The 26,085-nt window shown below is 64.2% G+C and carries 27 protein-coding genes; 15 read left to right on the plus strand and 12 right to left on the minus strand.

Features of this window, described 5'->3' with window-relative positions:
* Positions 1-16 precede the first annotated feature (16 nt).
* The 5 genes from ispD to ACQ4WQ_RS04185 all read left to right on the plus strand — a co-directional run bounded on the left by ispD (position 17) and on the right by ACQ4WQ_RS04185 (position 5,098).
* Positions 17-718, plus strand: a complete 702-nt coding sequence (gene ispD / locus ACQ4WQ_RS04165; protein WP_436494854.1) for a 2-C-methyl-D-erythritol 4-phosphate cytidylyltransferase — start codon at positions 17-19, stop codon at positions 716-718.
* A gap of 16 nt (positions 719-734) precedes the next feature.
* Positions 735-1,235: a 2-C-methyl-D-erythritol 2,4-cyclodiphosphate synthase gene (ispF, locus tag ACQ4WQ_RS04170; protein WP_070224100.1), complete on the plus strand. Its 501-nt coding sequence runs from the start codon at positions 735-737 to the stop codon at positions 1,233-1,235.
* 173 nt (positions 1,236-1,408) lie between these two features.
* Positions 1,409-3,448: a YncE family protein gene (locus ACQ4WQ_RS04175; RefSeq protein WP_436494857.1), complete on the plus strand. Its 2,040-nt coding sequence runs from the start codon at positions 1,409-1,411 to the stop codon at positions 3,446-3,448.
* 114 nt (positions 3,449-3,562) lie between these two features.
* Positions 3,563-4,738: a PQQ-dependent sugar dehydrogenase gene (locus tag ACQ4WQ_RS04180; protein WP_436494859.1), complete on the plus strand. Its 1,176-nt coding sequence runs from the start codon at positions 3,563-3,565 to the stop codon at positions 4,736-4,738.
* A gap of 57 nt (positions 4,739-4,795) precedes the next feature.
* Positions 4,796-5,098: a hypothetical protein gene (locus ACQ4WQ_RS04185; RefSeq protein ID WP_436494861.1), complete on the plus strand. Its 303-nt coding sequence runs from the start codon at positions 4,796-4,798 to the stop codon at positions 5,096-5,098.
* A gap of 10 nt (positions 5,099-5,108) precedes the next feature.
* Here ACQ4WQ_RS04185 and ACQ4WQ_RS04190 read toward each other — a convergent pair whose 3' ends face one another.
* Positions 5,109-6,323 carry an MFS transporter gene (locus ACQ4WQ_RS04190; RefSeq protein ID WP_436494863.1) on the minus strand — a complete coding sequence of 405 codons (1,215 nt, stop codon included), beginning with the start codon at positions 6,321-6,323 and terminating at the stop codon, positions 5,109-5,111.
* Between the two features lie 90 nt (positions 6,324-6,413).
* On the opposite strand from ACQ4WQ_RS04190, the gene ACQ4WQ_RS04195 reads away from it, so the two are divergent.
* A complete protein-coding gene (locus ACQ4WQ_RS04195) occupies positions 6,414-7,034 on the plus strand; it encodes a TetR/AcrR family transcriptional regulator (RefSeq protein WP_436494865.1) in 621 nt (206 codons plus the stop codon).
* Here ACQ4WQ_RS04195 and ACQ4WQ_RS04200 read toward each other — a convergent pair whose 3' ends face one another.
* A complete protein-coding gene (locus ACQ4WQ_RS04200; protein ID WP_046683867.1) occupies positions 7,035-7,373 on the minus strand; it encodes an MmcQ/YjbR family DNA-binding protein in 339 nt (112 codons plus the stop codon).
* Positions 7,374-7,449: 76 nt separating this feature from the next.
* Between ACQ4WQ_RS04200 and ACQ4WQ_RS04205 the strand changes: the two genes are divergently transcribed.
* Complete coding sequence (locus tag ACQ4WQ_RS04205) at positions 7,450-7,647, plus strand: hypothetical protein (RefSeq protein WP_436494867.1); 198 nt, start codon at positions 7,450-7,452, stop codon at positions 7,645-7,647.
* 241 nt (positions 7,648-7,888) lie between these two features.
* Positions 7,889-8,545: a CCXG family PEP-CTERM protein gene (locus tag ACQ4WQ_RS04210; RefSeq protein ID WP_436494869.1), complete on the plus strand. Its 657-nt coding sequence runs from the start codon at positions 7,889-7,891 to the stop codon at positions 8,543-8,545.
* Positions 8,546-8,644: 99 nt separating this feature from the next.
* Here the strand turns inward: ACQ4WQ_RS04210 and ACQ4WQ_RS04215 are convergent, their stop codons facing one another.
* From ACQ4WQ_RS04215 to ACQ4WQ_RS04240, 6 genes are all read right to left on the minus strand, one after another.
* Positions 8,645-9,625, minus strand: coding sequence for an FHA domain-containing protein (locus ACQ4WQ_RS04215; RefSeq protein WP_436494871.1), 981 nt, complete (start codon positions 9,623-9,625; stop codon positions 8,645-8,647).
* Positions 9,622-11,025 (minus strand): S1 family peptidase, encoded by a 1,404-nt coding sequence (locus ACQ4WQ_RS04220; protein ID WP_436494873.1) that lies wholly within the window; start codon positions 11,023-11,025, stop codon positions 9,622-9,624. Before ACQ4WQ_RS04220 ends, ACQ4WQ_RS04215 begins: the two co-directional genes overlap by 4 nt.
* Before the next feature lie 79 nt (positions 11,026-11,104).
* Positions 11,105-11,758 (minus strand): GTP cyclohydrolase II, encoded by a 654-nt coding sequence (gene ribA / locus ACQ4WQ_RS04225; protein ID WP_099378311.1) that lies wholly within the window; start codon positions 11,756-11,758, stop codon positions 11,105-11,107.
* A 220-nt stretch (positions 11,759-11,978) separates the two neighbouring features.
* Positions 11,979-14,222, minus strand: a complete 2,244-nt coding sequence (locus tag ACQ4WQ_RS04230) for a PhoX family protein (protein ID WP_436494875.1) — start codon at positions 14,220-14,222, stop codon at positions 11,979-11,981.
* Positions 14,223-14,389: 167 nt separating this feature from the next.
* Positions 14,390-14,776 carry a DoxX family protein gene (locus tag ACQ4WQ_RS04235; RefSeq protein ID WP_436494877.1) on the minus strand — a complete coding sequence of 129 codons (387 nt, stop codon included), beginning with the start codon at positions 14,774-14,776 and terminating at the stop codon, positions 14,390-14,392.
* A gap of 28 nt (positions 14,777-14,804) precedes the next feature.
* Complete coding sequence (locus ACQ4WQ_RS04240) at positions 14,805-15,506, minus strand: pirin family protein (protein WP_326456913.1); 702 nt, start codon at positions 15,504-15,506, stop codon at positions 14,805-14,807.
* 167 nt (positions 15,507-15,673) lie between these two features.
* Between ACQ4WQ_RS04240 and ACQ4WQ_RS04245 the strand changes: the two genes are divergently transcribed.
* Together ACQ4WQ_RS04245 and ACQ4WQ_RS04250 are read left to right on the plus strand one after the other, a co-directional pair.
* Positions 15,674-16,597, plus strand: a complete 924-nt coding sequence (locus tag ACQ4WQ_RS04245) for a LysR family transcriptional regulator (protein ID WP_436494879.1) — start codon at positions 15,674-15,676, stop codon at positions 16,595-16,597.
* A 177-nt stretch (positions 16,598-16,774) separates the two neighbouring features.
* Positions 16,775-18,934: a putative bifunctional diguanylate cyclase/phosphodiesterase gene (locus ACQ4WQ_RS04250; RefSeq protein ID WP_436494881.1), complete on the plus strand. Its 2,160-nt coding sequence runs from the start codon at positions 16,775-16,777 to the stop codon at positions 18,932-18,934.
* Here the strand turns inward: ACQ4WQ_RS04250 and ACQ4WQ_RS04255 are convergent.
* The gene (locus ACQ4WQ_RS04255; RefSeq protein ID WP_436494883.1) at positions 18,931-19,845 is read right to left on the minus strand and encodes a LysR family transcriptional regulator; all 915 of its coding nucleotides are present in this window, start codon (positions 19,843-19,845) and stop codon (positions 18,931-18,933) included. The genes ACQ4WQ_RS04250 and ACQ4WQ_RS04255 overlap by 4 nt on opposite strands.
* Positions 19,846-19,943: 98 nt before the next feature.
* On the opposite strand from ACQ4WQ_RS04255, the gene ACQ4WQ_RS04260 reads away from it, so the two are divergent.
* Positions 19,944-21,167: an MFS transporter gene (locus tag ACQ4WQ_RS04260; protein ID WP_436494885.1), complete on the plus strand. Its 1,224-nt coding sequence runs from the start codon at positions 19,944-19,946 to the stop codon at positions 21,165-21,167.
* A 13-nt stretch (positions 21,168-21,180) separates the two neighbouring features.
* Here ACQ4WQ_RS04260 and ACQ4WQ_RS04265 read toward each other — a convergent pair whose 3' ends face one another.
* Positions 21,181-22,068, minus strand: a complete 888-nt coding sequence (locus ACQ4WQ_RS04265) for an EamA family transporter (protein ID WP_326456918.1) — start codon at positions 22,066-22,068, stop codon at positions 21,181-21,183.
* Positions 22,069-22,145: 77 nt separating this feature from the next.
* Between ACQ4WQ_RS04265 and ACQ4WQ_RS04270 the strand changes: the two genes are divergently transcribed.
* Together ACQ4WQ_RS04270 and ACQ4WQ_RS04275 are read left to right on the plus strand one after the other, a co-directional pair.
* Entirely contained in the window at positions 22,146-22,634 is a 489-nt protein-coding gene (locus tag ACQ4WQ_RS04270; protein WP_436494887.1) for an Lrp/AsnC family transcriptional regulator, read from the plus strand.
* A gap of 60 nt (positions 22,635-22,694) precedes the next feature.
* On the plus strand, positions 22,695-23,339 hold the full coding sequence (locus tag ACQ4WQ_RS04275) for a GNAT family N-acetyltransferase (protein ID WP_436494889.1): 645 nt from the start codon (positions 22,695-22,697) through the stop codon (positions 23,337-23,339).
* Positions 23,340-23,391: 52 nt separating this feature from the next.
* Here the strand turns inward: ACQ4WQ_RS04275 and ACQ4WQ_RS04280 are convergent, their stop codons facing one another.
* On the minus strand, positions 23,392-23,934 hold the full coding sequence (locus ACQ4WQ_RS04280; protein ID WP_436494891.1) for a hypothetical protein: 543 nt from the start codon (positions 23,932-23,934) through the stop codon (positions 23,392-23,394).
* Between the two features lie 106 nt (positions 23,935-24,040).
* On the opposite strand from ACQ4WQ_RS04280, the gene ACQ4WQ_RS04285 reads away from it, so the two are divergent.
* Positions 24,041-24,424, plus strand: coding sequence for a glutaredoxin domain-containing protein (locus ACQ4WQ_RS04285; protein WP_436494893.1), 384 nt, complete (start codon positions 24,041-24,043; stop codon positions 24,422-24,424).
* An 8-nt stretch (positions 24,425-24,432) separates the two neighbouring features.
* Here ACQ4WQ_RS04285 and ACQ4WQ_RS04290 read toward each other — a convergent pair whose 3' ends face one another.
* On the minus strand, positions 24,433-24,669 hold the full coding sequence (locus ACQ4WQ_RS04290) for a DUF3820 family protein (protein WP_071076391.1): 237 nt from the start codon (positions 24,667-24,669) through the stop codon (positions 24,433-24,435).
* Positions 24,670-24,813: 144 nt separating this feature from the next.
* Between ACQ4WQ_RS04290 and ACQ4WQ_RS04295 the strand changes: the two genes are divergently transcribed.
* Positions 24,814-26,025: an MFS transporter gene (locus tag ACQ4WQ_RS04295; protein WP_436494895.1), complete on the plus strand. Its 1,212-nt coding sequence runs from the start codon at positions 24,814-24,816 to the stop codon at positions 26,023-26,025.
* Positions 26,026-26,085: the final 60 nt, after the last annotated feature.

Genomic DNA, 26,085 nt, shown 5'->3' on the forward strand with positions numbered 1-26,085 from the left:
CCAGACAAGGAATGGCATGACAGCAGCACCGAATCGCCCCCGTTATTTTGCCCTGATCCCCGCCGCCGGCGTGGGCGCGCGCATGGAAGCGGGCAGTCCCAAGCAATATTTAGCCATCGCCGGCAAACCCATGCTGCGCCACGCGCTCGACGCCTTTCTCGCCAGCCCCCTGATCGCGCATACCTATGTCGTCGTCAGCGCCGACGATGGCGTGATCGATACGGTCGTGCCGGAGCACGGCGTGACTGTGCTGCGCTGCGGCGGCGCCACGCGCATGGAAAGCATCCTGAATGGCTTGCACGCCGTGCACGGCTGCATCGATGCCCACGACCAGGTGCTGGTGCACGACGCGGCGCGGCCCGGCCTGACGCCGGCGCTGATCGAAAAGCTGATCACTGAGGTGGGCGACCATGCGGCCGGCGGCTTGCTGGCCTTGCCCGTGGTCGATACCGTCAAGCGGGCCGGGCCGGGCAGCCTGTCGGCGCAGACGGTGCCGCGCGACGGCCTGTGGCTGGCGCAGACGCCGCAAATGTTCAGCTATGCCTTGTTGCACCAAGCTTTGTCCGAGGCGCCCGATCCGCAAGCGATCACGGACGACGCCAGCGCCGTCGAAGCGCTGGGCCTGGCACCGAAACTGGTCGAGGGCCACCCGCGCAACCTGAAGGTGACCCTGCCGCGCGACATCCATACGGCCGAACTGTATTTGGCCCATCCTTGACTTCAGAAAGACCTGCATGCACACAACGACTCCCGACCTCCCATTTCGTATCGGCCAGGGCTATGACTGCCACGCGCTGGTGGAGCACCGCGACCTGATCATCGGCGGCGTGAAGATTCCCCATCACCTCGGTTTGCTCGGCCATTCCGACGCCGACGTGCTGCTGCACGCGATTACCGACGCCATCTTCGGCGCCGCCGCCCTGGGCGACATCGGCCGCCATTTTCCCGATACCGACGCGCAATTCAAGGGCGCCGATTCGCGCACCCTGCTGCGCGAAGCCGTGCGCCGCGTGCAGGCGACCGGTTATATCATCGGCAATATCGACGCCACCATCATCGCCCAGCGACCGAAAATGGCGCCGCACATCGCCGCCATGTGCGCCAACGTAGCCGAAGACCTCGGTGTGACCGTGGGCCAGGTCAATATCAAGGCCAAGACGAATGAAAAACTGGGCTACCTGGGGCGCGAAGAGGGCATCGCGGCCGAAGCCGTGGCCCTGCTGCTGCGCGCCTGAACGTGCCCGCCAACCTTCGTTGCTGAATTTCAATGATTTTCGTGAATTAATATTTCCAAAGTGTAATTTGGTGAAAAAATAACGTTATTGTCATGATAATATGTGTGCGTTTTTTCAGACGCGACAAGACGTCACCTTTATAACCACGGGAAATCTTAAGAGAACGGAATCATATGAAGAGTCGTATGCAGGGGCCGGTATTGCGCTGGCTGGGGGCCAGCGTGTTGGCCATGTCGATGCTGGCCGGCTGTGGCGGTGGAAGCAACAATGACGGCGGCGTCGTGACGCCGCCCGTGGCCGTCGTGCCGCAGCCTGCCATCCTGTTTGCCGGGGCTGTTTCAGCGGCGGCCGAAGGCGCCGACGCCATCGGCACCATGGGTGCACCCATCGAACTCGATGCGAGCGGCAGCAAGGATAGCGATGGCAATGCGTTGAGCTTTGCGTGGAGCATCGTTTCCAAGCCGGCGGACAGCGCGCTCAAGCTGGACGACTCTGCCAGTGCAGCCAAGCTGAATTTCCAGGCCGATGTGCTGGGCACTTATGTCTTCAAGCTGCGCCTGGCCAATGGCAAGGGCGGCTCGGTCGAAAAAAATGTGACTGTACTGGTCAATAACCGGGTGCCGAACGCCGTCGTGGTGGTCAATGCCACCTTCACGGCGCAGCCGGTCGTCAAGCCGGCCATGGCCATTTCGGTCGGTTCCGGCATCGTCCTCGACGCCACGGGCGGCACCGACGCGGATGGCGACAAGGTCACCACCACGTGGGAATTGATACAGAAGCCGGCCAGCAGCACTTCCGTGCTGTTTGTCGCAGGTCAAACCGCGCGTTTCTCTCCGGACGTGCTGGGCCTGTACAAGGTGCGCGCCCGCGGTGCGGACGGCAAGGGAGCCTATGCCGAGACCGTGTACCAGTTCGACGTCAACAACAGCTTGCCGACGGGCGTGATCCAGGGCACGGTGGCCGTGGTCAGCCGCAACAACCAGACCGTCCCCGTCGGCCAGCCGGTAGTCACCAGCGGTATCCTCAGCTACGACGAGGGCGGCGCGAAATTGAGCTACGCCTGGGCTGTCGACAGCCGGCCTGCCGGTTCCGTCGCGGTGCTGGGCGCCGCCACGGAGGCCATACCGTCGTTCACGCCGGACGTGACCGGCGCTTACGTGCTGTCGCTGACCGTGGGCAATGGCCGCCAGACGGCGATCGCCTACCTGAAACTCAATGCCGTCACCTCGACCTCGAGCGTGGTTTCGTTGCCGTTCAAGCCGCTGGACATGCGCTATAGCCAGGCTGTTGACCGCCTGGTCGTCGTGACTGCCGAGCCTAACACCCTGAAAGTCATCAATCCGGTGGATGGCGCGGTCACCAGCATCGATCTGCCGACGACGGTCAAGGCTTTCAATCTGAGTCCGGATGGCAAGCTGGCCGGTGTGTTGCATGATAGCGTGGTGAGCCTCGTGGACCTGGTCACGGGAACCGTCCTGAAATCGACGGGCACCGGCGGCACGCAAACGGAAGTCTTCGTCACCAATGACGGCGTGGTCTTCCTCTCGGGCCAGGCGCTGTCTTCCTCGGCGCGGCCGGCGGTCGCCGTGATCAATGCCCGCACGGGGCAGGCTTTGCCTGCGCTCGATTTCGGCGCCGGCGGTTTCTACGGCGTCCTGCGCGGCGCGTTCGCCGTATCGAAGAGCAAGGTCTTTCTTGCGCCGGCTAGCAGCTCCAGCCTCTCGTATTTCACCTTCGATCCGCAAACGAATGCCATCCTTACCAGCGGCAGTGTTTATGGCGATTACTACATGATGTCGCCGTTCTTCCTGTCGCCGAAGGAAGATCTGCTGTTCTCCGCAAATGGTACGTATTTCAATACCGAAACCCTGAAATATGTGGGGCGCTTCATCCTCGGTATCGGCAACAGCGGCCAGAGCAATACCGTGCTGTCGATGAGCTATTCGCCCACCACGGCGGAAGTGCTGCTGATGGAAAGCTCGCTTGACTACGTTTCTTCGGGATACGATACGACGTACCAGACCAGCTACAAGAAATATAGCGGTGAACTGCTGTTCCCTGCAGGCAGCGTCAGCCTGCCGGTGATCGGCGGCGAAGCCAGCTACGGTCTCGGCGTTTTCCATACGTCGGCCGGCGAGTCGCTCGCTGTGGTGCAGACGGGCGGCGCCCAGAAGGGCACGGCGCGGGCCAAGTACTACCTCGTGTATCGTTGATGGCATGAAAACGGCGGCGCGTCCGCCGTGCAAGATGTGATATTTTAGAAGGCGGCGCGATGGCACAGACCATCCCGGCCGCCTTTTTTCATTGACGACACAGGAGAACCCGGGATGCCAATCATCAAGCGTACACACCTCGCCACCGCACTGCTGCTGGGAGCCTTCGCCGCTTGCGCCATGCCTGCCCATGCCGAATTGGCCGCCACGGGCGAGCCGCCCGCCGCCAAACAGGGCTGGAAGGCCGAGACCGTGGCGCAGGGCGTGCGCCAGCCGTGGGGCATCGCCTGGCTGGGGGAAGGACGCGCGCTCGTCACCAGCAAGCAGGGTACCTTGCATCTGCTCAATGGCAAGACATTCGAGGAGGTGGTGCTGAAGGGCATGCCCAAGGTGTTTACGGGCGGGCAGGGCGGCCTGCTCGATATCGTGCTGCATCCGCAGGATGCGGGCAAGCCGAACCCGCGCGTCTACATGACGGTGTCGACGGGCACGAATGACGCGAACCGCACGACCCTCGTGCGCGGCGTGTTCGACGGCAAGAAGGTGACGGGCATCGCGACCCTGTTCCAGGTCGCCACCGACAAGAGCGGCGGCCAGCATTTCGGTTCGCGCCTGCTGTGGCTGCAGGATGGCACTTTGCTGATGAGCGTGGCCGATGGCGGCAATCCGCCATTGCGCATCGGCGACCGCCTGGCGCGCGAGCAGGCGCAAAACCTGGCCACGCACCAGGGCTCCATCCTGCGCCTGACGGAAGAGGGCAAACCGGCGCCCGGCAATCCGCTGGCCGCCAAGGGCGCCTTGCCGGAAATCTGGTCGTATGGCCACCGCAACGTGCAGGGCCTGGCGCTCGATCCTGTTTCCGGCCGCGTGTGGGCCACGGAACACGGTCCGTATGGCGGCGACGAGCTGAACCTGGTGGTGGCGGGCGGCAACTACGGCTGGCCCCTGCAAAGCTATGGCGCCGACTACAAGACGCATGAACCCGTCGGCAAGCATGAAGTGGCGGGCATGATCAATCCCAGCGTGGCCTGGGTGCCGTCGCCGGCCCCGTCGGGGCTGGCCGTCTATACGGGCGACAAGATCGCCGCCTGGCGCGGCAGCATCTTCAGCGGCGGCCTGGCGGCCAAGGATATCCGCCGCATCGCCGTCGATGCGAACGGCAAGGTGACGGGGCAGGACCGCCTGGCCATCGGCGCGCGCGTGCGCGACGTGCGCCAGGGACCGGATGGCTACCTGTATGCGCTGACGGACGAGGACAATGGCCGTTTGCTGCGCATCGTGCCGCAGTAACACGGCGGGCGCCCACTTCGCTTAAGATGGCGCCTTTACTTCATTCAAGGTGGCGGCATGGCCCGTGATACTTATGCATATCGGCATGTTGCCGTCGAATCGCGCGCGATTCATGGCCGCGTGGAAATCCGCCCCGTGCCGGGCCAGGCCTTCTCTCCGGAGCTGGCCGTGCAGTGCTCGCGCCGCCTGTCGGACCTGCAGCGCTACCCGCTGGGCAGCCGCTTTTTACTCTTTGCCAAGCTGACGGACCGCCTGGGCGGCACGCCCTTCCTGTATGCGTATCACGGCGATGCCGACGTGCCCATGACGCCGGCCGAAGTGACGAAATTTCTCGGCGAATTCCGCCGCGGCCGCATCTGAAGGCAGTTTCCTACGACGCCGGGCACGCCGCGCCGGCCTTGGTACTGGCCTGCGGCTTGCCAAAGAGTGCGATCGTCAGGGCGCAGCCGAGCGCGAACAGGCCGCCCACCACCATCGCGCTCGACACGCCCAGCCGGTCGACGGCCATGCCGCCGAGTAGGGCGCCCGACGCCAGCGACACTTGCACGATGGCGACAAACAGCGCGCTGCTGCCCTCCATCAAGTGGGGCGCCGCCTTGAACATCCACGTCTGCACGGCGATCGGCATGGCGCCGAAACCGAAGCCCCAGACGGCCACCAGCAGCATGGCCGTCACCGAATGGCTGCCGAACGCGGCCAGGGCCAGGGTGGACAGGCCCAGCACGGCCCCCGTCGCCATCAGCGCGGCCCGTTCGTAGCGGCCGGCGGCCCAGCCGCCTGCGAGGTTGCCGATGAAGCCGGAAGCGCCATACACGAGCAGCATGGCGCTGACCGTGCCGGCTGCCAGGTGCGAAATCTGCGTGAGGAAAGGCGCGATATACGTGTAGGCGGCGAACTGGCCCGTGAAGAGCATGGCCGTGGCGATCAGGCCCAGCCTGGCCTTGCGGATGCCGAAAATCATCGGCAGCTGGCGCAGGCGGATGGCTTGTGTCGGCGGCAACTTAGGTAACAGCAACAATTGGCCGATGAAGACCAGCACGGCAATGGCGCTGGCCGCGCCGAAAGCCACCCGCCAGCCCACCAGCTCGCCCACCAGCGCGCCGGCCGGCACGCCCGCCACCGTGCCCAGCGAGACGCCGGCGAAGATGATGGACATGGCGCGCGACGCATGCTGCGGCGCCACCAGGCGCGGGCCGATGGCGCTGCCGATGGCCCAGAAGCCGCCCACGCCTACGCCCAGCATGGCGCGGCCCAGCAGTATCCACGCATACGAGGGCGCCAGCGCCACCAGCAGGTTCGAAGCGACGAGCAGGGCGGTGAGCGCCAGCAGCACGATACGGCGGTCCAGACGGCCCGAGCCGACGGTGACGAAGATGGCGGCAAACGCGGCGACGATACCGGGCGTGGTGATCATCAGTCCCGCCTGGCCCTTGCTGATGGCCAGTTCGGCGGCCATGGCCGGCAGCAGGCCGACGGGCAGGAATTCGGAGGTGACGAGGGCGAAGGCGCCGATGCCGACCGATAGGACGGCCAGCCACGGCGCGACGGTGGTATCGTCGGCAGAGGTGTTGGAAGGTGTGTGCATAGGGTTCCTGAAAAGCCGGGAGGTTTTTAACCGGTCGGTATATAATCAGGGCAGGCAGACAGTGTTGTCAATAATTTTTTACCGAACGGTATGAAACAAGATAAAAAAGAGGAAGTCGTCAAGGCGAAAACGGGGCGGCCCCGCACGTTCGACGCGGACGAGGCGCTCGATTGTGCCATGAAGGTGTTCTGGGAAAAGGGCTATGAGGGCAGTTCCCTGCCGGAATTGACGAAGGCCATGGGCATGAACCGGCCCAGCCTGTATGCCGTCTTCGGCAACAAGGAGCAATTGTTCCACAAGGCGCTCGAGCGCTACAGCGACACGCGCATGCGGTTTTTCGATGCGGCGCTGGAACAGCCGACGGCGCGCCAGGTGGTGGAAGCCCTGCTGACGCAGTATGTCGACGCGCAAACCATGCCGGACGGCCCGCACGGCTGCATGGGCGTCAATGCGGCGCTCGCCTGCAGCGACGACGCCTTGCCGATCCGCGATGAATTGTTCGCGCGCCGCCTGCGCGGTGAAATCAAGTTGCGCGACCGCTTGCGGCGCGCCAGGGAAGAGGGGGATTTGCCGCCCGATTCCTGCCCGGAGCAGCAGGCGCGCTTTGTCGTGACCCTGTCGCAGGGCATGGCCATCCAGGCGGCGGCCGGTGTCTCGCGCGAGCAATTGCAGCAGATGGTGGGTTTGCTGCTGCGCAATTGGCCGATGTAACTAGCCGGTCGGGGCAATGGTCTTGGCCAGGTCGCTGGGCGCCTTGCGCCGCCAGGCGGCCGTCAGGGCGGCGGCCAGCATGTCCAGTTCCGCGTCCGCCAGGCATACCGTGATGCCGGCCAGCCGTTCGCCCCACCAGAGTTTCTCGCAGCCGGACGGCGTGATGACGGTGGCGATATGCGCCGCTTCCGCATCGAGCAGCACGTTGATGTGCTCGTCATCGGGCAGGGTGGCAAAGATCTTCCCGCCCACGCGGAAGGCTGGACGGTCGTGGTGTTCTTCCTCGCTCGTGTCGGGAAACGACAGTGCCAGATAGCGTAGTTCTTCCAGGTCGACCATTCCTCTTTCCCCCTCATCGGACAGATAGCAGCGTGACTACATTTTGCCATGCTGTTTCGCCCCGTGGTGCAGCGGCATGCGAAAAGAAATGCGCGCGATGCGACATCGGCGGGCTGGTCTGTGGTGCCGCCGCGACACGCCACGCACCGCGCAGGGCCGCCGCGTCAGAGCAGAACATGCCGTTTTTCCGCCGCTGGACAGCTGCTTGCCAGAAAAATATCTTTCATGGTTAAAAGAAAAATACTTTTCTTCTAAGGAATTTAAGCTAGAATAGCTTCAACGTCTTACCTGACCCGTCAATTGTCTGGCCTTGTTCCGGGAACCCGAACCCTTCCCAGGACGCTTGCAGTGCCGCCATGGCACGCTGCAAGTCCGTACTGTCACGCGGAAGTTCACGCCCCCGACCGCTCATTCCTGCAATCCCTTGCGCTTTGCCGACACGCCTCAATGCAGCGTGTATTCAGCTCCAGCGCTCCTTGCTGCGCCCACTGAATACTTACTTACTGGATACCATCATGAAAAACTTGCCTAAAATCGCCCTGTCCCTGATCGCCGTCGGTGTGTTTGCCCACGCGAACGCCAGCACCATCACCCTGTCCACCGGTTACTCGACCGCTGGCGCGCAAGCTTCCGCCGCCGCTTACCAGTCCGTGGTGAACGCCGCCGTGGCCACGCCAGGCGCCGGCTATGGCTCGACGACGATTGCCAGCTACGATAACGTCAACAACAGCGGCCTGTTCGGCAGCGGCTCGAACATCGCCTTCAAATCCGTCATCAACTTTGGCGTCAGCGCGGCCGATGCGGGCGCCTGGAGCTTCCGCAGCGGCGTTGACTTCGGCAAGGGCGGCGCCCTGTTCCTCGACGGCGTGGCGCTGGACTTCAAGACGAACGACATGTGGTGGGCAGGCAACTACAACAATGGCAGCCAGTTCCTCAGCGGTTCGAGCGCCTTGTCGGCGGGTAACCATACCCTGAGCATCTACGGCCTGGAAGGCTGCTGCGATGGCGGCCAGCAAGCGCAGTTCAAGGCGGGCAACAGCAATTTCGTCAGCTTCGGCGCCAAGGATGGCTTGATCTCGGCCGTCCCTGAGCCAACCACCTACGCCATGCTGCTGATCGGCCTGGGCTTGCTGGGCTTTACGGCGCGCCGCAAGCAGGAAGCCAAGTTCTAAGCACAAGTTTCAAGCGACGATACGCTGCGCGCCTCGCGGCGCACATGAAAAAGCCCGCCGGTCTGTCAGGACACGGCGGGCTTTTGGCATGGCGGCGCGTTAATCGCCGCTGTCTTCGTCTTCGTCGGCGCCCTTGGCGGCCTTGCCCCGTTCGGCGTCGACGGCACGCTGCAGGCTGGCCGCATCGCGGAAGAAGGCGTCCGTCGTGTGATCCGGGCTCAGGCGCAAGGCCGGCGGGTAGATCGCCGACATGTAGGCCTCGTCAGCCAGGCGGCCGCTGATCTGCAGATTGCTCAGCAGGATAAGGGTCGAGCCGAGGATGGCCAGCACGACGGCGACAAGGCCGAAGCGGCGCGGATGCTGGGGTTTGATCGTGCACAAATGGTAGTAGATCATCGCGCAGACGATGACGATGAACATATGCCGTCCGTAGCGCGTCAGCGCTTCGAGCGAGAAGGCATACGCCGTCACACTGCTGGCCAGTTCCCACACTTCCATGGCCAGCAAGCCGCAGCCGATGATGAACAGGTGGCGGCCGAAGCGCGCCATATGGCCGAACAGGCGGTTTGCCACGGCCCAGATCGACGCCCACACGAGGCCGCCGGCCAGCGCGGTGGCGATGATCATCAGGTAGGAAATCGGCTCGAAGGCATCCGCATCACTCAACCAGTTGCTGAAGGCGGCCGAGGCGCCGATCATGGCCAGGCCGGCGACGGCCGGGCGCAAGCCTTCCCAGTCGTGCCTGGTCGTGTCGCCCAGTTCGGGCGCCACCGGATGGTCGCTGGCGCGCACGCGCAGGCGCGTGTGGCCCAGGCGCACGATGCTGTTGCCGTTCAGGGCCACTTGCGCTTGCCGCTGTCCCCGGTGGATCACGCCATTCTGGCTGCCCAGGTCGCGCAGCAGCAGGCCGCCTGCGCCATCGTCCTCGACAATGGCGTGCTCGGCCGCCGTATGCGCATCGTCGAGGATGAAGTCATTGTCATAGCCGCGCCCGATACGGATCGGCAAGGCGGCTATGCGCTCGCGCCGCTGTACTTCGCCATTCTCGGCGAGGATTTCGATGTAAAAGGGCGGCTTCATGGCTTGCGGCTGCCGGTGGTGGAGGGCGCGCGCGACAGCGCTTCGAGGAAGGTGCGCGTGACGCGCATGCCGTTGGCATAGGACACGCCGCGCGCGTCGATGCGGCTTTGCAGGCTCATGAGTGGCTCGTCGGTGCTGGCGGCCAGCAGGGCAAAGTCGTACAGTCCCGTAAACTTGCGGTAGGCGCGCACGCACAGGACGGCGCGCAGGGGCAGAGTCTTGTTCTTGACGAACTGTTCGGTGCAATGGGGGCCTGTCAGATTCACGCTCTTGTAGCTGCCGAAACTTTCATTCTTGAACGAGGCGCTGGCCAGCTCGGAAAAGCGCAGCGGGCCCAGCTCGCTGCTGCGCAAGAATTCGTGGCGCATCGATACTTGTCCCGTCTGCAGGGCGCCGGAAATGAAGATGGCCGATTCCATGGCGCAGCTGGTGTTGTCGAGCATATAGGGCTTGTCGGACTTGACGTTGGAGCGGCCCCAGCAGCGCATCTGGTCGGATTCGCGCACGGGCACGCGGTACGGGCCCATGGCTTTCAGGCTCAAGGGCGTGTCGAGCAGGCGCGCCAGCATGACTTCCTGATGCGCCAGCAGCTGCGCCGTCACCAGCGGCTTGAAGTCCTTCGGCGGCTTGCCTTGCAGGGCGACCTTGGCCAGCAATTGCTGCGCATAGCGGGCGGGCACGAGAAAACTGACGAGTTCGCCGTCAAGGCGTTTCGACACGTTCACGCCGGCCACGTCGCCATTCGCCGTGACGCTGGGGCCGCCGCTCATGCCGGCATTGATCGGCCCCGTAAACATCAGCTGGTCATAGAAGCTGCGCGTGACGACGCCGTTGTACGAGCCTTCCGAAATGGCGAAGCCCAGGTCCAGCGGGTTGCCCATCGAATACAGATACTGGCCCTGCGTCAGCGGTGCCAGCGGTTCGGGCATCTTGAAAAAGCCCGTGCCGTGGCGGTTGACGCGCAGCACGGCCAGGTCGTGCAGCACGTCGACGGCCAGCAATTCCACATTGCCCCGTTGGCCGCTCGTGTCGACCCATTCGCCCACATAGGTATCGGGATCGAGGGCGAATTGCGACACGACGTGATAGTTGCTCACCACCAGGTCGCCCGTGCCGATCAAAAAGCCCGAGCCGACCGACGATTGCGTGCGGCCGTTTTTCAGCAGCACGCGCACTTGCAGGATGTCGGCGCGCGCGGCCGTGTACAGTTTTTGCGCGGCCGACGAGGGCGGCGGCAGGGCCGCGTGTTCGGTGGCGGCGGGCGCGGCGGTGGCCGGCGGCGGTTTGGCGGGGGGAGTCGACGCGTTGGCGGCCGCGGCTGGCGCCGGCGCCGGGGCCGCGTGTGCGCCTGCGGCAGCGCACAGGCTGGCCAGCAAGCAGGCGTAGTTAGATAATTTCATGCATCCTTTGTGCGTGAGCAGGAGCGAGGCTGGCGCTGGCCGGCGCCAAGGGGACGCGCCGCTGCGCGCCCGCCGGCAATTACAGGGCGCCGTCTTCCAGCGCCGGCGCCGTTTCCGGCGTCATCATGTGGCCCAGCTTGCTTTGCTTGGTATTCAGGTAGTGCTGGTTGAAGGCGTTGCGGTTGACCAGCAGTGGCACCCGTTCGGCCACCGTGATGCCCAGCGCTTCCATGGCGGCGATCTTGCGCGGGTTGTTCGTCATCAAACGCAGGCTGTTGATGCCGAATTGCGCAAACATCGGTTTGCACAGGGTGTAGTTGCGCGCGTCGGCCTTGAAGCCCAGCTGTTCATTCGCCTGCACCGTGTCGGCGCCTGCCTCTTGCAGGCGGTAGGCGCGGATCTTGTTGATCAGGCCGATGCCGCGCCCTTCCTGGCGCAGGTACAGCAAGATGCCGCGGCCTTCCTCGGCGATGCGTTTCAAGGCGCCCTCGAGCTGGGCGCCGCAGTCGCAGCGCTGCGAAAACAGCACGTCGCCCGTCAGGCACTCGGAATGCACGCGCGCCAGCACCGGTTCGCCGTTGCCGATATCGCCCAGCACCATGGCCAGGTGTTCCTTGCCCGTGGCGTGCTCGACAAAGGCGTGCAGGGTGAACTGGGCCCACGGCGTCGGCAGTGCGCAGGAAGTCGTGTAATCCAATTCGCCTGTCGCCAGGAGGTCTGCGCCGCTTTGCATGGTTGTGCTCATATAAGTAATTGTCAAAAATAAAAGGCGCGCGACACCACTCCGGTGCCGGCGCGCCTTGCCATCATACCAAAAAGCAGGGAAACGTTTTCCCTGGCTGCCATTCGGTCGCTGCAACGTCTGGTGATGAACCTTACTTAGGGGCACTTCCTCCTTTTACAAGGTCGATGGCTGGCTTTGCCTGGCGGATGCCGCCGCCAGGCAAAGGGCATCAACTGCCGATACGGCCGCCGTCGTTCTTGGTGATCACGATGGTGGCCGAGCGGGGACGCTTGCCGGCGCCATAGCCGGCGTTGGCCGGCCATTGGCTCGTGTATTTGGACGGGTCGCCGATATTGGCCAGCGCGGTGTTTTCGCCCGGGTGCTGGATGTTGATGAACATGGTCTTGCCATCGGGCGTTTCGCTGATGCCCGTGATTTCCGAGCCGACCGGTCCCACCAGGAAGCGCTTGAGCGTGTCGGCCGTGGGTTTCTTGCCGATGAAGGTGTCGACCGCCAGGTTGCCGCCGGCCGCCGTCGCGTAGTTCAGGGTGGACTTGGCGCCGTCGCCCACCTTGCCGGGGATGGCCGCCAGCATCATGCAGTTGGTCACATCGGTGTACGCGCCATCGTCCGTCTGGATCCAGCAGATGCCCGTGTAGGGGCTGAAGGCCAGGCCGTCCGGACTCGAGAAGTCCTGGTCCGCCGTCAGGTTCGACAGGTTGATCTTGCTGGCGTCGGCGCCGCTCTCGGCGCCAAACAGGTAGACATCCCAGGTAAAGCTGGTGGCCGCGGCCGCGCCCGTGCCTTCCTTGAAGCGGATGATGTGGCCGTTCGGATTGCCGTTCTGCGCGCTGCCGCCCTTCATGTCCGTGTAGGCGCGCGGGTTGGCGCTGTCGGGCGCCAGCTGCGACGAGCCGCTCGGATTGACGGTGCGGTTCGAGTTGTTGGTCAGCGTGTAGTAGATTTCGCCATTGGCCGGGTTGACCGAGCACCATTCCGGCCGGTCCATCTTGGTCGCGCCCACGGCGTCGGCCGCCAGGCGGGCATTGACCAGCACGTCGGCCAGGTCGGCGAACCTGTAGGCGCCGTAGGCCTGGATCAGCGGGTTCGACAGGGTCAGCTCGATCCACTGGCCCGTGCCGTCGGCGGCCAGCTTGGCCACGTACAGCTTGCCCGAATCGAGGTATTTGTCGCCGGTGGCGATGCGGTCCGCAGGCGTCGCATCCGCGGCGGCCCAGACGGCCGTCGTGACGAATTTGTAGATGTATTCGTTGCGCGAATCGTCGCCCATGTAGACGGCCAGCTGCTGGCCCACGGTCGGCACGCTGAAGGCGGCGCTTTCGTGCGCGTAGCGGCCCAGCGCCGTGCGCTTGCGGATAGGGCGGGTCTTGTCGTACGGGTCCATCTCGACGATGTAGCCCATGCCGTTCAGCTCGTTGCGGTAGTCGTCGCTGCCGTCGGCGGAGGCGCCGATCTTGCTCAGGTTCCAGCGCGCGTACTTGTCGTCGCTGCCGCCCGTTTCCCAGCCGTGGCGCGAGGCGCCGCCCTGGCTGCGGCCATAGCGGTTCAGCGAAGCGACGGACTTGTCGCCGCGCGCCGCATTGTCGGTGGCCGAGCGCGTGAAGTAGCCGGCCCAGTTTTCTTCGCCGGACAGGTAGCTGCCCCAGGGCGACTTGCCGGTGCCGCAGTTGTTAATGGTGCCGCGCGTCTTGGTGCCGGTCGGCGAATACTTGGTCACCACGAGGGCGTTGCCGCGCACGGGGCCGGCAAGTTCTATGTCCGTCAGCGGCGTGACGCGGCGGTTGAAGGCGGAGTCGTTGACGGTGGCCCAGGCGCTGCCCGTTTTCCTGACTTCCACCACGCTCAGGCCGTGGACGGCCACTTCCTTGTCGACTTCGGCGGCGGGGCGCGGCAGCGTCGTGGTGCCGCCATTCACGTGCAGGAAGTGCGAGGACAGTTTTTCGTCGGTGGTCGCTTCGTGGTTCATCGCCAGCAAGCCCCGTTCGGCGCCGGACGCCAGCGGCGCGCCGGCGGCGGACAGGCCGTAGTATTCCATGCCGTCGTGGTGGTCGCCGGCGCGGTTGTCGAAATCGGTATCGCTGCCGTCATTCTTGTAGGCTGGCGTGGCCGCGCGCAGCGAGTCGCCCAGCGCATACAGGGCGGTGGCCGTGTAGCCGGCAGGCACCGACACAACGTCGGCCAGGCTTTTCGGCACGGCCGTGAAGGCCAGCAGTTTTTCGGGCGTCGGCGTCGGCGTCGGGGTGACGGCGGCCGCGTCGCTGCCGCCGCCACAGGCGGACAGGCCCATCGATCCCATGACGGCGGTAGCGGCCGTGACGGCGCTGCCGCGCAGCCAGTTGCGGCGGCTCAGGCGGGCGTTCAGGATGCTGTTGAAATGGTTGTCGTGGGACGCTTGGCTGTCAATGTCGTTCAGATCGGTGGCGCGGATGGCCAGATCGTTGGGCTTGTTCATGGGCTGCGATGTCCTGTGGTTGCGTGATTTAAAGGCAACCGCATGATAGTCAGCGTATGTGACCGCGCCATGTCAGCTTGATGACAAAAAGGTGACACCATGGTGGCAGGCTGCCGGCCGGACGGGCCGCGTCGACGACGGGTCCGTCCAGTCAGACAGCCTTGGCCTTACCTGGCCTGGCGAAAACCGCGTTCCACCAGCAGGAGCATGCCGCCGAAGATGGACAGATTCTTCAGGAAGTTCGTCAGCTGGTCCTGGAAGTGGGCCGCATCGGCGCTCCAGAAGGCGTGGAAGATCAATGTGGTCGGGATCAGGAACAGCGCCAGGGCCAGCGCCGCCCAGCGCGCCTGCCACCCCGTGATCAGCAGCAAGCCGCCGCCCACTTCCAGGGCGATCACGCCCACCAGCAAGATATTGGCGATAGGCAAGCCCTGGCTCGCCATGTAGCCGGCCACCCCCGCGAAGGCGCCGATCTTCAGCAAGCCCGAGACAAAGAACAGCACGCCAAGGGCGGCACGGCCGAGAGGCAGCAAGACGTTGGTTTTGTTTTCCATGATTTTTCTCTTTCTCTATATTGATCAATTATTTCGGTAAGTCGAAGACGAGGAATTCCGCGTCTTCCGGCTGGGTAATGATCACGGCCGCTTCCTGCGTCAGTTTCAGCGCATCGCCCGCTTTCAATGGCGTGCCGTTGACGACCAGGCTGCCGCGGATCAGGTGCACATAGGCGAGGCGGCCTTCGTCGAGCGCGTGTTCGGCCTGTTCGCCTTCCTGCAGGATGCTGGCGTAGATGGCCGCGTCCTGGTGGATCAGCACGGAACCCTGGCGGCCGTCGGACGAGGCGATCAAACGCAGCTTGCCCCGTTTGCTTTCCGGCGTGAAGTGTTTCTCTTCATAGCTGGGGGGAATGCCCGTCACGTTCGGCTGGATCCAGATCTGCAGGAAGTGCAAGCCATCCGTGTTTGAATGGTTGAACTCGCTGTGGCGCACGCCGCTGCCGGCGCTCATGCGCTGGACATCGCCGTAGTGCAGCACGGAACCGGTGCCCATGCTGTCCTTGTGTTCGAGTGCGCCGTCGAGCACATACGAAATGATTTCCATGTCGCGGTGGCCGTGCGTGCCGAAACCCTGGCCTGGCGTGACCCGGTCTTCATTGATTACCAGCAGGGGGCCAAAGCCCATGTGCAGCGGATCGTGGTAGCTGCCGAAAGAAAAGCTGTGATGGGAATTGAGCCAGCCGTGGTTGGCGGCGCCGCGTTCTTCGCTATGACGAATCTGTAACATGGTGGACTCCGTTTCTATAAGTGAATGTGCGATAATTTCGAAGGACCGTTGCCTGGCGCTACGCCGTGGCTTCTTTTCTGCCCTTCGCTGTACGATGAACAAAGTATAGGCCCGTCAGAAGAGAAAGAAAAACGGAAAATCTTGCGACCTATGATCGAAAAAATCGAATGTTAAGACTGAGCCTGGAAGCGCTGCAAATCGTCGACGCCATCGACCGCCGTGGATCGTTCTCGTCGGCCGGCAAGGAGTTGCATAAAGTCCCGTCCACCATTTCCTATACGGTGGCCAAGCTGGAAGACGACCTGGGCGTGCAGGTGTTCCAGCGCAATGGGCCGAAAGTCATGCTGACGGCGGCCGGCCAGGAGTTGCTGAAAGAGGGCCGCTATCTGTTGAAGGCGGCGCAGGACCTCGAGCACCGCGTGCGCAGGGTGGCGTCCGGCTGGGAAACGGAATTGTCCATTGGCATCGATTCCATGTTTTCCGCCGTGGCCCTGGCCGACGACGTGCGCGCCTTTTACGACGTGGCGCAGCAGACGCGCTTGCGCCTGTCGCAAGACACCCTGTCGGGCACCTGGGAAGCGCTGCTGGACCGGCGCGCCGACTTGCTGGTGGGCGCGCCCGGCGACGGCCCGGCCGGAGGCGGCTATATCGCGCAGCCGATCGGCATGCTCGACTTCGTCTTTGCCGTGGCGCCCTCGCATCCGCTGGCGCAAGTGGCCGAACCCTTGTCGCGCGGCCACCTGCAGCAGCACCGGGCCGTGGTGGTGGCCGATTCGGCGCGCCAGATGGCGCCGCGCACGGTGGGGCTGCTGCTGGGGCAAGATGCCTTGAGCGTGCCGAACATGCAGGTGAAGTTCGATTACCAGGTGCTGGGACTGGGCTTTGGCTTCCTGCCGGGACCATGCGCGCGCGCCGCCATCGCACGCGGCTTGCTGGTGGAAAAGGCCGTGGAAGAGCCGAAACCGTCGGAAACGTTTTACCTGGCCTGGCGCGTGGGCGAGGATGGCGCCGCGCTGCGCTGGTGGATGGCGCGCATGCGCGAACCGGATGTGTTTGCCCGCCTGGCGCAGCATCTGCCGGGCCGGGCGTGACGCCGCACCGGTCATTCTGCGCAGGTCTTAAAATGTTGACATACGCCAACATTTTTAAGTTACCATATTCACAGTATTTCCGCCCGACCTCCACGCCCCACAGTGGGATTTTGATGATTACACACACCGCAGCGCCCCTGAAACGTTCCCCTGACCTGGCACAAGCGTGGGGTTGCCATGCTTGAGGCGAAGGTCGCGCTGTGCCTGCGCCTGGCACAGGATGCCCGTGAACAGGCGGGGCCGCAGCAGGTCGCCACCCTGGCGCGGCTGGAGGAAGAGCTGGAGCGGCTGCGCGGCGCCAGCCGGCCCGTGGTGCGCGTGGCGCCGGCCGACGCCTTGCTGGAAATCGATCCCGACGGCTTTTTGATCGGCTGGAACCATGGCGCCGAACAGATGTTCGGCTATTCCGAACTGGAAGCGCTGGGCCAGCACATCCTGTTCTTGTATCCGGAAGACGACGCCGAAGCGAGCGTGCTGGAACTGCATTTCACCCAGGGCGACGTGGCCACCGATGTGCGCCGGCGCAAGAAGTCGGGCATGGTGACGTGGCTGCGCATGCACCGCCACGTGATCCACGACCAGGCGGGCAAGGGTTGCGGCATGGCCGTGCGCCTGTCGGCCATGAGCGAGCCGCTGTCCGACGTGGACAAGGTCAGGTTGCATGCACGCATCATCGAAGACAGCGAGCAAGCCGTGCTGATCACCGACGCGGAAGAGCGCATCGTCTCCATCAACAGCTCGTTTTCCCGCATCACCGGCTATTCGCCGGCCGAAGCCATCGGCCGCACGCCGGACTTGCTGCGCTCGGGCGTGCACGACCCCGACTTCCGCGCCAAGGTGCGCGCCGCCATGCGCGGTCACGGTTCCTGGCGCGGCGAAATCATCGGCAAGCGCAAGAATGGCGAACTGTTCCCGCAAGACGTCACCATCAGCGTCGTGCGCGACGAGTACGGCGAAATCAGCCATGTGTTTTCCCTGTTTTCCGATATCTCGGTGCACAAGGATGCCGAAGCGCGCATGCAGCGCATGGCCAACTACGACAGCCTGACGGGCTTGCCCAACCGCTGCCTGCTGAACCAATTGGTCGACCAGGGCCTGGCCGAAGCGAAACGGCAAGGCACGCACGGCGCGCTGATGGTCATCGACATCAGCCGCATCGGTTCCATCAGCGACACGCTGGGCCATGAAGTGGGCGACCAGCTGGTGATCGCCATCGGCCAGCTGTTCCGCGGCGCCCTGCGCGACGCCGATATCCTGGCGCGCGTCGACAACAGCAAATTTGTCGTAGCGCTGCTGCACATCGAAAAGCGCGAACATGCGGCGAACGTGGCGCAAAAGCTGCTCAACCTGCTCGAGGCGCCGATCAATATCGATACGCACGCGCTGCACGTGGGCGCCAGCATCGGCATCACCGTGTATCCGGAAGACGGCCTGGAAGCGCCGGCCCTGTTCCGTTTTGCCGACGTGGCCGTGGCCAAGGCGGGGCAGACCATCGAATCGGCCTTCCTGTTCTACCGCGAAGACATGAACCGCAGGGCCAAGGAACATTTGCGACTGGAAAGCGAAATGCGTTTGGCCCTGGGCGACAAGGAGCTGGAATTGCATTACCAGCCGAAGGTGAGCCTGGCCAGCGGACGCATCGTGGGCGCGGAAGCCTTGCTGCGCTGGAAGCATCCGATGCGCGGCATGGTCTCGCCCGGCGTCTTCATCCCCGTCGCCGAGGAAACCAGCTTGATTCTGGAGCTGGGCACCTGGGTGCTGGACGAGGCGTGCCGCCAGATCCGCAACTGGGAAGACCGGGGCCTGCACATGCCGGCCATCGCCGTCAACCTGTCGGCGCGGCAGTTCGATGAACAGTTGCCCGCGCGCATAGCGGCCGTGCTCGAGCGCTACCAGGTGCGGCCCGACCAGATCATGCTGGAAATCACGGAAAGCCTGCTGATGCGGGGCGCCGACAAGGTGATCGACATCATGAACCAGCTGGTGGCCATGGGCCTGGCGCTGGCGCTGGACGACTTCGGCACCGGCTATTCCAGCCTCGCCTACCTGAAGAAATTCCCCATCAGCACCTTGAAAATCGACCGCTCCTTCGTCATCGGCTTGCCCTTCGAGGAAAACGACTGCGCCATCGCCCGCGCCATCGTCACCATGGCGCAGCAGCTGCGCCAGGAAATCGTCGCCGAAGGGGTGGAAACGGCCGAGCAGATGCGCTTCCTGCGCGAACTCGGTTGTGACCAGCTGCAAGGCTATCTGTTCAGCCCGGCCGTGCCGGCGGCGGAATTCGAAGTGATGCTGGGCGAGGGCCGGCAGCTGCGCCTGGGCGAGGCCGTCGTTTAAGGCAGGCTCAGCTTGACCTTTTCCAGCAGATAATCGAGCATCACCCTGACCCGGGCCGGCACCTGCAGGCCAGGTCCCACGAAGACGGCATGCACGAGTTCCTTGTCGCCCGGATTGTAGTCCTGCAGCACGGGTATGAGTTGGCCTTGCTCGATGTCGCGCTGCACGTGCTGGCGCGAAAAGCGCCCCAGCCCCATGCCCGCCAGCACCAGCTGGCGCATGCTTTCGCCATCGCTGACGCAGGTATTGCCCTGCGGCGCCACCTGCAAGTTGCCGCCGCTCCCGTCGAGGAAAGGCCAGGTTTCGTTCTGGCAGCGGAAGTTGAAGGCCAATAAATTGTGTTCGGATAGTTCCTGCGGCGTGCGCGGCAGGCCGTGGCGCGCTGCGTACGCGGGCGAGGCGACGACCACCATCGTGTCTTCGCCCAGTTTGCGCGCCACCAGGTTCGATTCCTTTAGCTGGCCCGTGCGGATGGCGATGTCGGTGCGGTCTTCCAGCAGGTCGACGATGGCGTCGCTGACGACGACGTCGAGCACGATGTCGGGATAGTGCTGCGCGAACTCGGGCAGGATGGGCAGCAGATGGCGCACGCCGAACGGCACGAAACAGTTGATGCGCAGGCGTCCGCGCGGCGCCGCGCCCTGCGATGCTTCACGCTCGGCGCCATCGATATCGTCGAGGATGCGCTTGCACTGCACGAAGAAGGCGTCGCCCTCGGGCGTCGTATGCAGCTGGCGCGTGCTGCGCTGGAGCAAACGCGCGCCGAGCCGCGCTTCCAGGCGATTGACGAGCTTGCTGACGGCCGACGGCGTCAAGGCCAGGCGGCGCGCGGCGGCGGAAAAGGCGCCCGTTTCCACCACGGCCACGAACACGGCCATCTCGAACGCACGGTTGATGTCTTGCCTGGCCATTATTGAATCCATTTCACAGGTGTTTCCATTATTAGAGTCTATATCAAAAGTATTTATCTCGATACACTGGCCCGCTTGAACTATTTGTTGGAGCCATCATGACCACCGCACACCCTGTTTCCCCTCCAGCCAGCACCATGCCGCCCGGCGTGCTGGCGCTGGCCGTCGGCGCCTTCGCCATCGGCGTGACCGAATTCATCGTCGTCGGCATCCTGCCCACCATCGCGAAAGATTTGCACATTTCCATCGAATCGGCCGGCTCGCTGGTGAGCCTGTACGCGCTGGCGCTGGCCATCGGCACGCCGCTGCTGGTGCTGCTGATGTCGCGCCTGCCGCGCAAGGCGGCCCTGCTGGGGCTGATGAGCGTGTTCCTGGCCGGTAACCTGCTGGCCGCCTTGTCGCATACGTTCGAGTTCTTGCTGGTGGGACGGGTCATCACGGCCGTGGCGCACGGCACCTTCTTTGCCATCGGCGCCACCGTGGCCGCCAGCCTGGTGAGCAAGGCGCAGGCAGGCAGGGCGATTTCCGTGATGTTCGCGGGCCTGACCCTGGCCATGGTGATCGGCGTGCCGTTCGGCAGCTTCCTCGGCAACCTGATGGGCTGGCGCCTGCCCTTCTTTGCCGTGGTAGTCTTGGCGGCCGTGGGCCTGGGCGCCATGGCGCGCTGGCTGCCGGCCGGTTTGCAGCAGGGCAAAGGCGGCAAGGCCATGACGCAGCTGGCGGCGCTGGGCAGCGGCCCCATTCTGACCATGATGGCGGTGACCACGTTCGGCTTCGGCAGCAGTTTTGCGGCCTTCACGTTTATTACACCCATCCTGACGGATGTGACGGGCTTTTCCGCCACCATGGCCAGCGCCTTGCTGATCGTGTTCGGCATCGCCACCTTTGCCGGCAACCTGGCGGGCGGCTACCTGACCAGCCACCTGGGCTGGCAAAAGGCGCTGCGATTGATGCTGCTGTTGCTGGCCGCCACGCAGGTGGGCGTGGCATTGAGCATTAGCTCGCCGTGGATGATGACGGTGATGCTGTTCGTCTGGGGCGTGTTCGCCTTCGGCCTGTCGCCCGCCCTGCAGGCCGGCATGCTGGCCACGGCCGAGCGCTACACGCCGCAAGCCGTCGATTTCGCTTCGGGCTTGAATATTTCCGCGTTTAATCTCGGCATTTCCTTCGGTTCCATGCTCGGTGCGCTGATGGTCTCGCGCCAGCTGATGGCGTCGTCGCCGTGGGCGGGCGTGGCCGCCGCCTTGCTGGCCCTGCTGCCGCTGGCCTGGCTGGCACGCAAGAACCTGGCCGTCCATGTGGCGGGGGCGGCCGTGCATTAAGGATAGGGAGGGCTCAGGTATGCACGGCGGCGGCCGGCGCCCGTTTCTGGCGCTGCGCCATGTAGGAACTGCCCATGGACGCGGCCATGATCATGGCGATGGCCAGCCATTGCGCCGCGTCCAGGCGTTCATCGAGCAGGATGAAGGCCAGCATGGCGGCCACGGCCGGTTCCATGCTGCTCATGATGCCGAACGCTTGCGGCGTCAGCCGTTTCAGGGCGACCATTTCCAGCGAGATCGGTATGGCGCTGGAAATGAAGGCCACGCCCAGGCCCACGCCCAGCACGACGGGCGAGAGCAGGGCGGCGCCGCTGTGCATCACGCCCACGGGCACGACCACCAGCGCGGCCATGGCCAGGCCCAGCGAGACGGAATGGCCCGCATGCAAATGGCTGGCGCGCTTGCCGAAGATGATGTACGAGGCCCAGCAGGCGGCCGCCGCCAGGGCGAACAGCACGCCCGTGGGATCGAGATTGCTGATGTCGTGGCCGAGCGGCAGCAGCAGCGCCAGTCCCGCCACGGCCAGGGCCACCCAGACGAAGTCGAGCGGACGGCGCGAGGCCAGCAGGGCCACGGCCAGCGGGCCGGAAAACTCGATGGCCACGGCGATGCCGAACGGAATCGTGCGCAAGGCCATGTAGAAGCACAGGTTGGTCAAGCCCAGCGCGCCGCCGTACAGGGCCACCGTGCGCAGGTCGGCGCGGCTCAGCTGCCAGCGCCATGGACGCCAGAACAGCAGCAGCAACAGCGCGGAAAAGCCCACGCGCACGGCCGTCGTGCCTTGCGCGCCGACCAGCGGGAACAGGCTGTGCTTGGCCCATGAGGTGCCCAGCCCCAGCGCGGTGACGGAACCGAGGATGGCGAGCAGGGGAATGAACGAGGAATAGCGGCGTAATGGCATGGGAATAAAAGGCTTGATATCGGAATAGCGAAAGTTTATTGTGTCTGCTCCGATATTTGCACTGCATTTTGACCTTCATGACGCAACTTTCGCTCACGCCTTCCCCCGACCTCGATGCCTTCGACCTGGCCATCCTCGACATCTTGCAGCGCGATAACACGACCTCGCAGCGTGAAATCGCCCAGGCCGTGCATTTGTCGGCGCCGGCCGTGCAGCGGCGCATCCGCCGCCTGCGCGAGAGCGGGGTGATCCGCAACGAGGTGGCCGTGCTCGACGCCAGCCGCTTGGGCCGCCCCTTGATATTGACGGTGGAGGTGCATCTGCACGACGAGCACCCGCAGCGCACGGCCGGCATGCGCGCGCGCATCATGGCCGAACCTGCCATCCAGCAGTGCTACGGCATCACGGGCGAGGCCGATTATTTGCTGATCATTACCGCCAGCAGCATGGCCGAATACGAGGCGCTGACGGAGCGCCTGTTCGGCGGCGACGACAATATCCGGCGCTACCGCACTTCCGTGGCATTGACCTGCCTCAAGATGGGCTTGCACGTGCCGCTGGGGTAGGCGCCGATTTCACTCTGGCATAATCAGCAGGGACAGCAGGGACGAATGAGGGAGCGTGAGATGGAGGAGCAGGAAAAGGCGCATCTGGCCGATCCCGGCCTGCTGGCCGCCTGGCTGGCGGCACGTTCGATCGCGCGCGGCCTGGCGCCGCCCGTGCCCGATCATGGCGGGTGGCGCGTCGATACGGGCTTGCCGGGCGAAATCCGGCGCCATGTTTTTGCGGGACCTGTTCCAGGCATCAGCGCGCTGGCAGCTTCGATCCACGGTCCGCATATCTTCATCAAGATGTGTGGCGCCGGGCAGCAATTGCTCGGGCTGTTGCCGCCTCGGTGGCAACTTTGCCCTGGCGGCTTTTTCATGCGCCATGCGGGCAGTCTGCAGGCGCCAGATCTGCCTGCCGGCTACCGGCTGGAAGTGACAACGTCACAGGCCATCACGACAGCGCGTATTCTGACCGGCGGTGGCGGTATTGCCGCAAGCGGCCATGCCGTGGAATATGCCGGTGTCTTTGTCTTTGACCGTATCGTCACGGAAGCGGCACATCGGCGCCGGGGGCTGGGTAGAGTACTGATTGCCGCGCTGGGGAGCAGGCAGCGATCAGACAGCGCGTGCCGCGTGCTGGTGGCAACCGAGGATGGGGCAAAATTGTACGCGAGCCTGGGCTGGCAAATCGAATCCCCGTATTCGACGGCAACGATTGCCTGACGTTGCGATACCGCGCTTGCGCCTCGTGGAGGCCGGGCGGCCATGTTACGGCTTACGGCTCTTCACGCTCGGCATCGCGTTCGCGGCAGCTCAAGGACGCGTAATGGCCCTTGGGCATCCTGGTCTTGATGGCAACCTCGTTCAGTTCATGCCGGATGTCGACGGGGTCGCGCAAGGTACAGCGCTGGGCGCGGGCGAACGCCTGCAGCTTCTGCGTGCTGCCCTGCACCTTGAGCGTCACGCCAACGCCGGGGCTGACGCAGCAGCCGATATATTGCGTGATGTATTCTTCCTCGATCAGCACCAGTGCATGCCCCATGAAGCTGGCCGGTTTTTTCAGCAGGTAGTAATCGGTATAGTCGAAGCGCTGGTCCGGGCGCTTGCCGACGTAGCCTTCGCGCATGTAAGCCTGGATCGCTTTGCCAGAGGTGCCCACCCTGGCTGTCGTGCCCTTTTTCAGCTGCAGCGCATGCGTCAAGCCCGTTTCCAGGCCTGGATCGGCAGCGGCGAGGGTGCTGGCGCAAGTGGCGGCGAGCAGAAGCGCGCCGAGCAGGCGGCGGGTGCGGCATGCCGGCATGGGAGTGATTGCTTGCATATATTTCAGGTGAAGGGGAGAAGACGCGCAGTGTAGCGCACGCCGGCCTGTGTGCGTGGCACAATGCATGATCGGCACGCCACGTGCCATTGACCCCAGGACTTTCATGACCCGCGCCATCCTCGACGAAGCCCAGATCCATCCCGCCGCCCGCCCTTTGATCGGCAGCAAGCACCAGGACATCGTGCGCGAGGTGCAGGCGGCCATCGCCGCGCACCAGGTGGTGGTGGTCGGCATGGCGCTCAACCCGTTCCCGCGCAAGGCGCGCAAGATCCTCGACGTGCTGGGCACGCCTTACCAGTACCTGCAATACGGCAGTTATTTGAGCCAGTGGCACCGCCGCAATGCCTTGAAAATGTGGACGGGCTGGCCCACGTTCCCCATGATTTTTGTCAACGGCGTGCTCATTGGCGGTGCCAGCGAGCTGCAGACGCTGGTGGAAAATGGCCAGTTCAGCGCCATGCTGGCGAAGAAGGTGCGCCAGTTCTGACCTGTTCCTTACTCGCCCGGCCGCCACGGCGACTTGCGCGTGCGCAAGGGGTCGAGCAAGCCTCTTAAATCGTTGTGGTCGAGCTCATACATCAGCGCGATTAAACTGCCCAGTTCCCCCGAGGGGAAGCCCTCGCGCGCGAACCAGCCCAGGTAATGTCCCGGTAAATCGGCCAGCAAGCGTCCCTGATATTTTCCGTATGGCATTTCGCGCGTGACCAGCAGCGCCAGTTTTTCTGAATTCATGGTGGTGACCCCGTGTTGATGCGGCCAGTGTAGCAGACCATTACATTGTTGAGTTGAGCGCAATTATCTTCTGCCCGATCAAGTATTTTTCGGAATAAAGAAAACCCCGATACTGCATGCCAACATCATTTATCGGAGTTTGTCATGCCCATTGCCTTGCTCGCGCTGACCCTCAGCGCATTTGCCATCGGAACCACCGAGTTTGTCATCGTGGGACTGCTGCCCACCATCGCCGCTGACCTGGGCGTCAACCTGCCCTCGGCCGGCCTGCTGGTCAGCCTGTACGCGCTGGGCGTCGCCGTCGGCGCGCCCGTGCTGACGGCCCTGACGGGCAAGATTGCGCGCAAGACCCTGCTGCTGTCGCTGATGGTCTTGTTCACCTTGGGCAATTTGCTGGCCTGGAAGTCGCCCGGCTATGAAACCCTCGTCATCGCCCGCATCCTGACGGGGCTGGCGCATGGCGTGTTCTTCTCGATCGGCTCGACCATCGCCACGTCATTGGTGCCGAAGGACAAGGCGGCCAGCGCGATCGCCATCATGTTTACGGGCTTGACCGTGGCCCTGGTGACGGGCGTGCCGCTGGGCACCTTCATTGGCCAGCACTTCGGCTGGCGCGAAACCTTCCTCGCCGTCTCGGCCCTGGGCCTGGTGGCGTTCATCGGCAGCCTGCTGTACGTGCCATCGACCATCCAGCACAGCAAGCCCGCCTCGCTGCTGCAGCAGGTGCAGGTGCTGGGCCAGCCCCGGCTGCTGCTGGTGTATGCCATGACGGCCGTCGGCTATGGCGGCTCCTTCATCGCTTTTACTTATCTGGCGCCGATCCTGCAGCAAGTGTCGGGTTTCAGCGCCGGCGCCGTGGGCGCGGTGATGCTCGTGTATGGCGTCTCCGTGGCGTTCGGCAATATCTGGGGCGGCAAGCTGGCCGACAAGAAGGGGCCAGTGCGCGCCCTGAAACGGATCTTCTTGCTGCTGTCCGCCGTCTTGCTGCTGTTGACCTTCACGGCGGCGCATCCCGTGCTCGTCGTCATCACCGTGCTGCTGTGGGGTGCCGTCGCCTTCGGTAACGTGGCCGGTTTGCAAGTGTACGTCGTGCAGCAAGCGGAGCACTTCACGCCCCGCGCCGTGGACGTCGCTTCCGGCCTGAATATCGCCGCTTTTAATCTTGGCATCGCTGGCGGTGCCTGGGGCGGCGGCCTCATCGTGGAACACCTGGGCCTCGTGCACACGGGCTGGATCGGCGCGCTCGTCGTGCTCGGCGCCTTTGGCTTGACGGCCCTGAGCGGCCGCATGGACCGTTTGAATCCGATTCCTGTGCGCAGCGGCGGCGAGAAATCGATGCATGCGGTGGGGCATTAATCTACGGGCAAGTTGCTGGCACGGGCGAGAGCAGGGTTTACAATGGTGTTTCCCTTTCTC

The sequence above is a fragment of the Janthinobacterium goodfellowi genome (assembly GCF_051380695.1).
Taxonomy (GTDB): Bacteria; Pseudomonadota; Gammaproteobacteria; order Burkholderiales; family Burkholderiaceae_D; genus Janthinobacterium.

What these genes read in the sequence shown, in the direction of transcription:
- ispD (WP_436494854.1), top strand. Translation starts at nt 17, where the DNA reads ATGACAGCAGCACCGAATCGCCCCCGTTATTTTGCCCTGATCCCCGCC.
- ispF (WP_070224100.1), top strand. Translation starts at nt 735, where the DNA reads ATGCACACAACGACTCCCGACCTCCCATTTCGTATCGGCCAGGGCTAT.
- ACQ4WQ_RS04175 (WP_436494857.1), top strand. Translation starts at nt 1,409, where the DNA reads ATGAAGAGTCGTATGCAGGGGCCGGTATTGCGCTGGCTGGGGGCCAGC.
- ACQ4WQ_RS04180 (WP_436494859.1), top strand. Translation starts at nt 3,563, where the DNA reads ATGCCAATCATCAAGCGTACACACCTCGCCACCGCACTGCTGCTGGGA.
- ACQ4WQ_RS04185 (WP_436494861.1), top strand. Translation starts at nt 4,796, where the DNA reads ATGGCCCGTGATACTTATGCATATCGGCATGTTGCCGTCGAATCGCGC.
- ACQ4WQ_RS04190 (WP_436494863.1), bottom strand. Translation starts at nt 6,323, where the DNA reads ATGCACACACCTTCCAACACCTCTGCCGACGATACCACCGTCGCGCCG.
- ACQ4WQ_RS04195 (WP_436494865.1), top strand. Translation starts at nt 6,414, where the DNA reads ATGAAACAAGATAAAAAAGAGGAAGTCGTCAAGGCGAAAACGGGGCGG.
- ACQ4WQ_RS04200 (WP_046683867.1), bottom strand. Translation starts at nt 7,373, where the DNA reads ATGGTCGACCTGGAAGAACTACGCTATCTGGCACTGTCGTTTCCCGAC.
- ACQ4WQ_RS04205 (WP_436494867.1), top strand. Translation starts at nt 7,450, where the DNA reads ATGCGAAAAGAAATGCGCGCGATGCGACATCGGCGGGCTGGTCTGTGG.
- ACQ4WQ_RS04210 (WP_436494869.1), top strand. Translation starts at nt 7,889, where the DNA reads ATGAAAAACTTGCCTAAAATCGCCCTGTCCCTGATCGCCGTCGGTGTG.
- ACQ4WQ_RS04215 (WP_436494871.1), bottom strand. Translation starts at nt 9,625, where the DNA reads ATGAAGCCGCCCTTTTACATCGAAATCCTCGCCGAGAATGGCGAAGTA.
- ACQ4WQ_RS04220 (WP_436494873.1), bottom strand. Translation starts at nt 11,025, where the DNA reads ATGAAATTATCTAACTACGCCTGCTTGCTGGCCAGCCTGTGCGCTGCC.
- ribA (WP_099378311.1), bottom strand. Translation starts at nt 11,758, where the DNA reads ATGCAAAGCGGCGCAGACCTCCTGGCGACAGGCGAATTGGATTACACG.
- ACQ4WQ_RS04230 (WP_436494875.1), bottom strand. Translation starts at nt 14,222, where the DNA reads ATGAACAAGCCCAACGATCTGGCCATCCGCGCCACCGATCTGAACGAC.
- ACQ4WQ_RS04235 (WP_436494877.1), bottom strand. Translation starts at nt 14,776, where the DNA reads ATGGAAAACAAAACCAACGTCTTGCTGCCTCTCGGCCGTGCCGCCCTT.
- ACQ4WQ_RS04240 (WP_326456913.1), bottom strand. Translation starts at nt 15,506, where the DNA reads ATGTTACAGATTCGTCATAGCGAAGAACGCGGCGCCGCCAACCACGGC.
- ACQ4WQ_RS04245 (WP_436494879.1), top strand. Translation starts at nt 15,674, where the DNA reads ATGTTAAGACTGAGCCTGGAAGCGCTGCAAATCGTCGACGCCATCGAC.
- ACQ4WQ_RS04250 (WP_436494881.1), top strand. Translation starts at nt 16,775, where the DNA reads ATGCTTGAGGCGAAGGTCGCGCTGTGCCTGCGCCTGGCACAGGATGCC.
- ACQ4WQ_RS04255 (WP_436494883.1), bottom strand. Translation starts at nt 19,845, where the DNA reads ATGGCCAGGCAAGACATCAACCGTGCGTTCGAGATGGCCGTGTTCGTG.
- ACQ4WQ_RS04260 (WP_436494885.1), top strand. Translation starts at nt 19,944, where the DNA reads ATGACCACCGCACACCCTGTTTCCCCTCCAGCCAGCACCATGCCGCCC.
- ACQ4WQ_RS04265 (WP_326456918.1), bottom strand. Translation starts at nt 22,068, where the DNA reads ATGCCATTACGCCGCTATTCCTCGTTCATTCCCCTGCTCGCCATCCTC.
- ACQ4WQ_RS04270 (WP_436494887.1), top strand. Translation starts at nt 22,146, where the DNA reads ATGACGCAACTTTCGCTCACGCCTTCCCCCGACCTCGATGCCTTCGAC.
- ACQ4WQ_RS04275 (WP_436494889.1), top strand. Translation starts at nt 22,695, where the DNA reads ATGGAGGAGCAGGAAAAGGCGCATCTGGCCGATCCCGGCCTGCTGGCC.
- ACQ4WQ_RS04280 (WP_436494891.1), bottom strand. Translation starts at nt 23,934, where the DNA reads ATGCAAGCAATCACTCCCATGCCGGCATGCCGCACCCGCCGCCTGCTC.
- ACQ4WQ_RS04285 (WP_436494893.1), top strand. Translation starts at nt 24,041, where the DNA reads ATGACCCGCGCCATCCTCGACGAAGCCCAGATCCATCCCGCCGCCCGC.
- ACQ4WQ_RS04290 (WP_071076391.1), bottom strand. Translation starts at nt 24,669, where the DNA reads ATGAATTCAGAAAAACTGGCGCTGCTGGTCACGCGCGAAATGCCATAC.
- ACQ4WQ_RS04295 (WP_436494895.1), top strand. Translation starts at nt 24,814, where the DNA reads ATGCCCATTGCCTTGCTCGCGCTGACCCTCAGCGCATTTGCCATCGGA.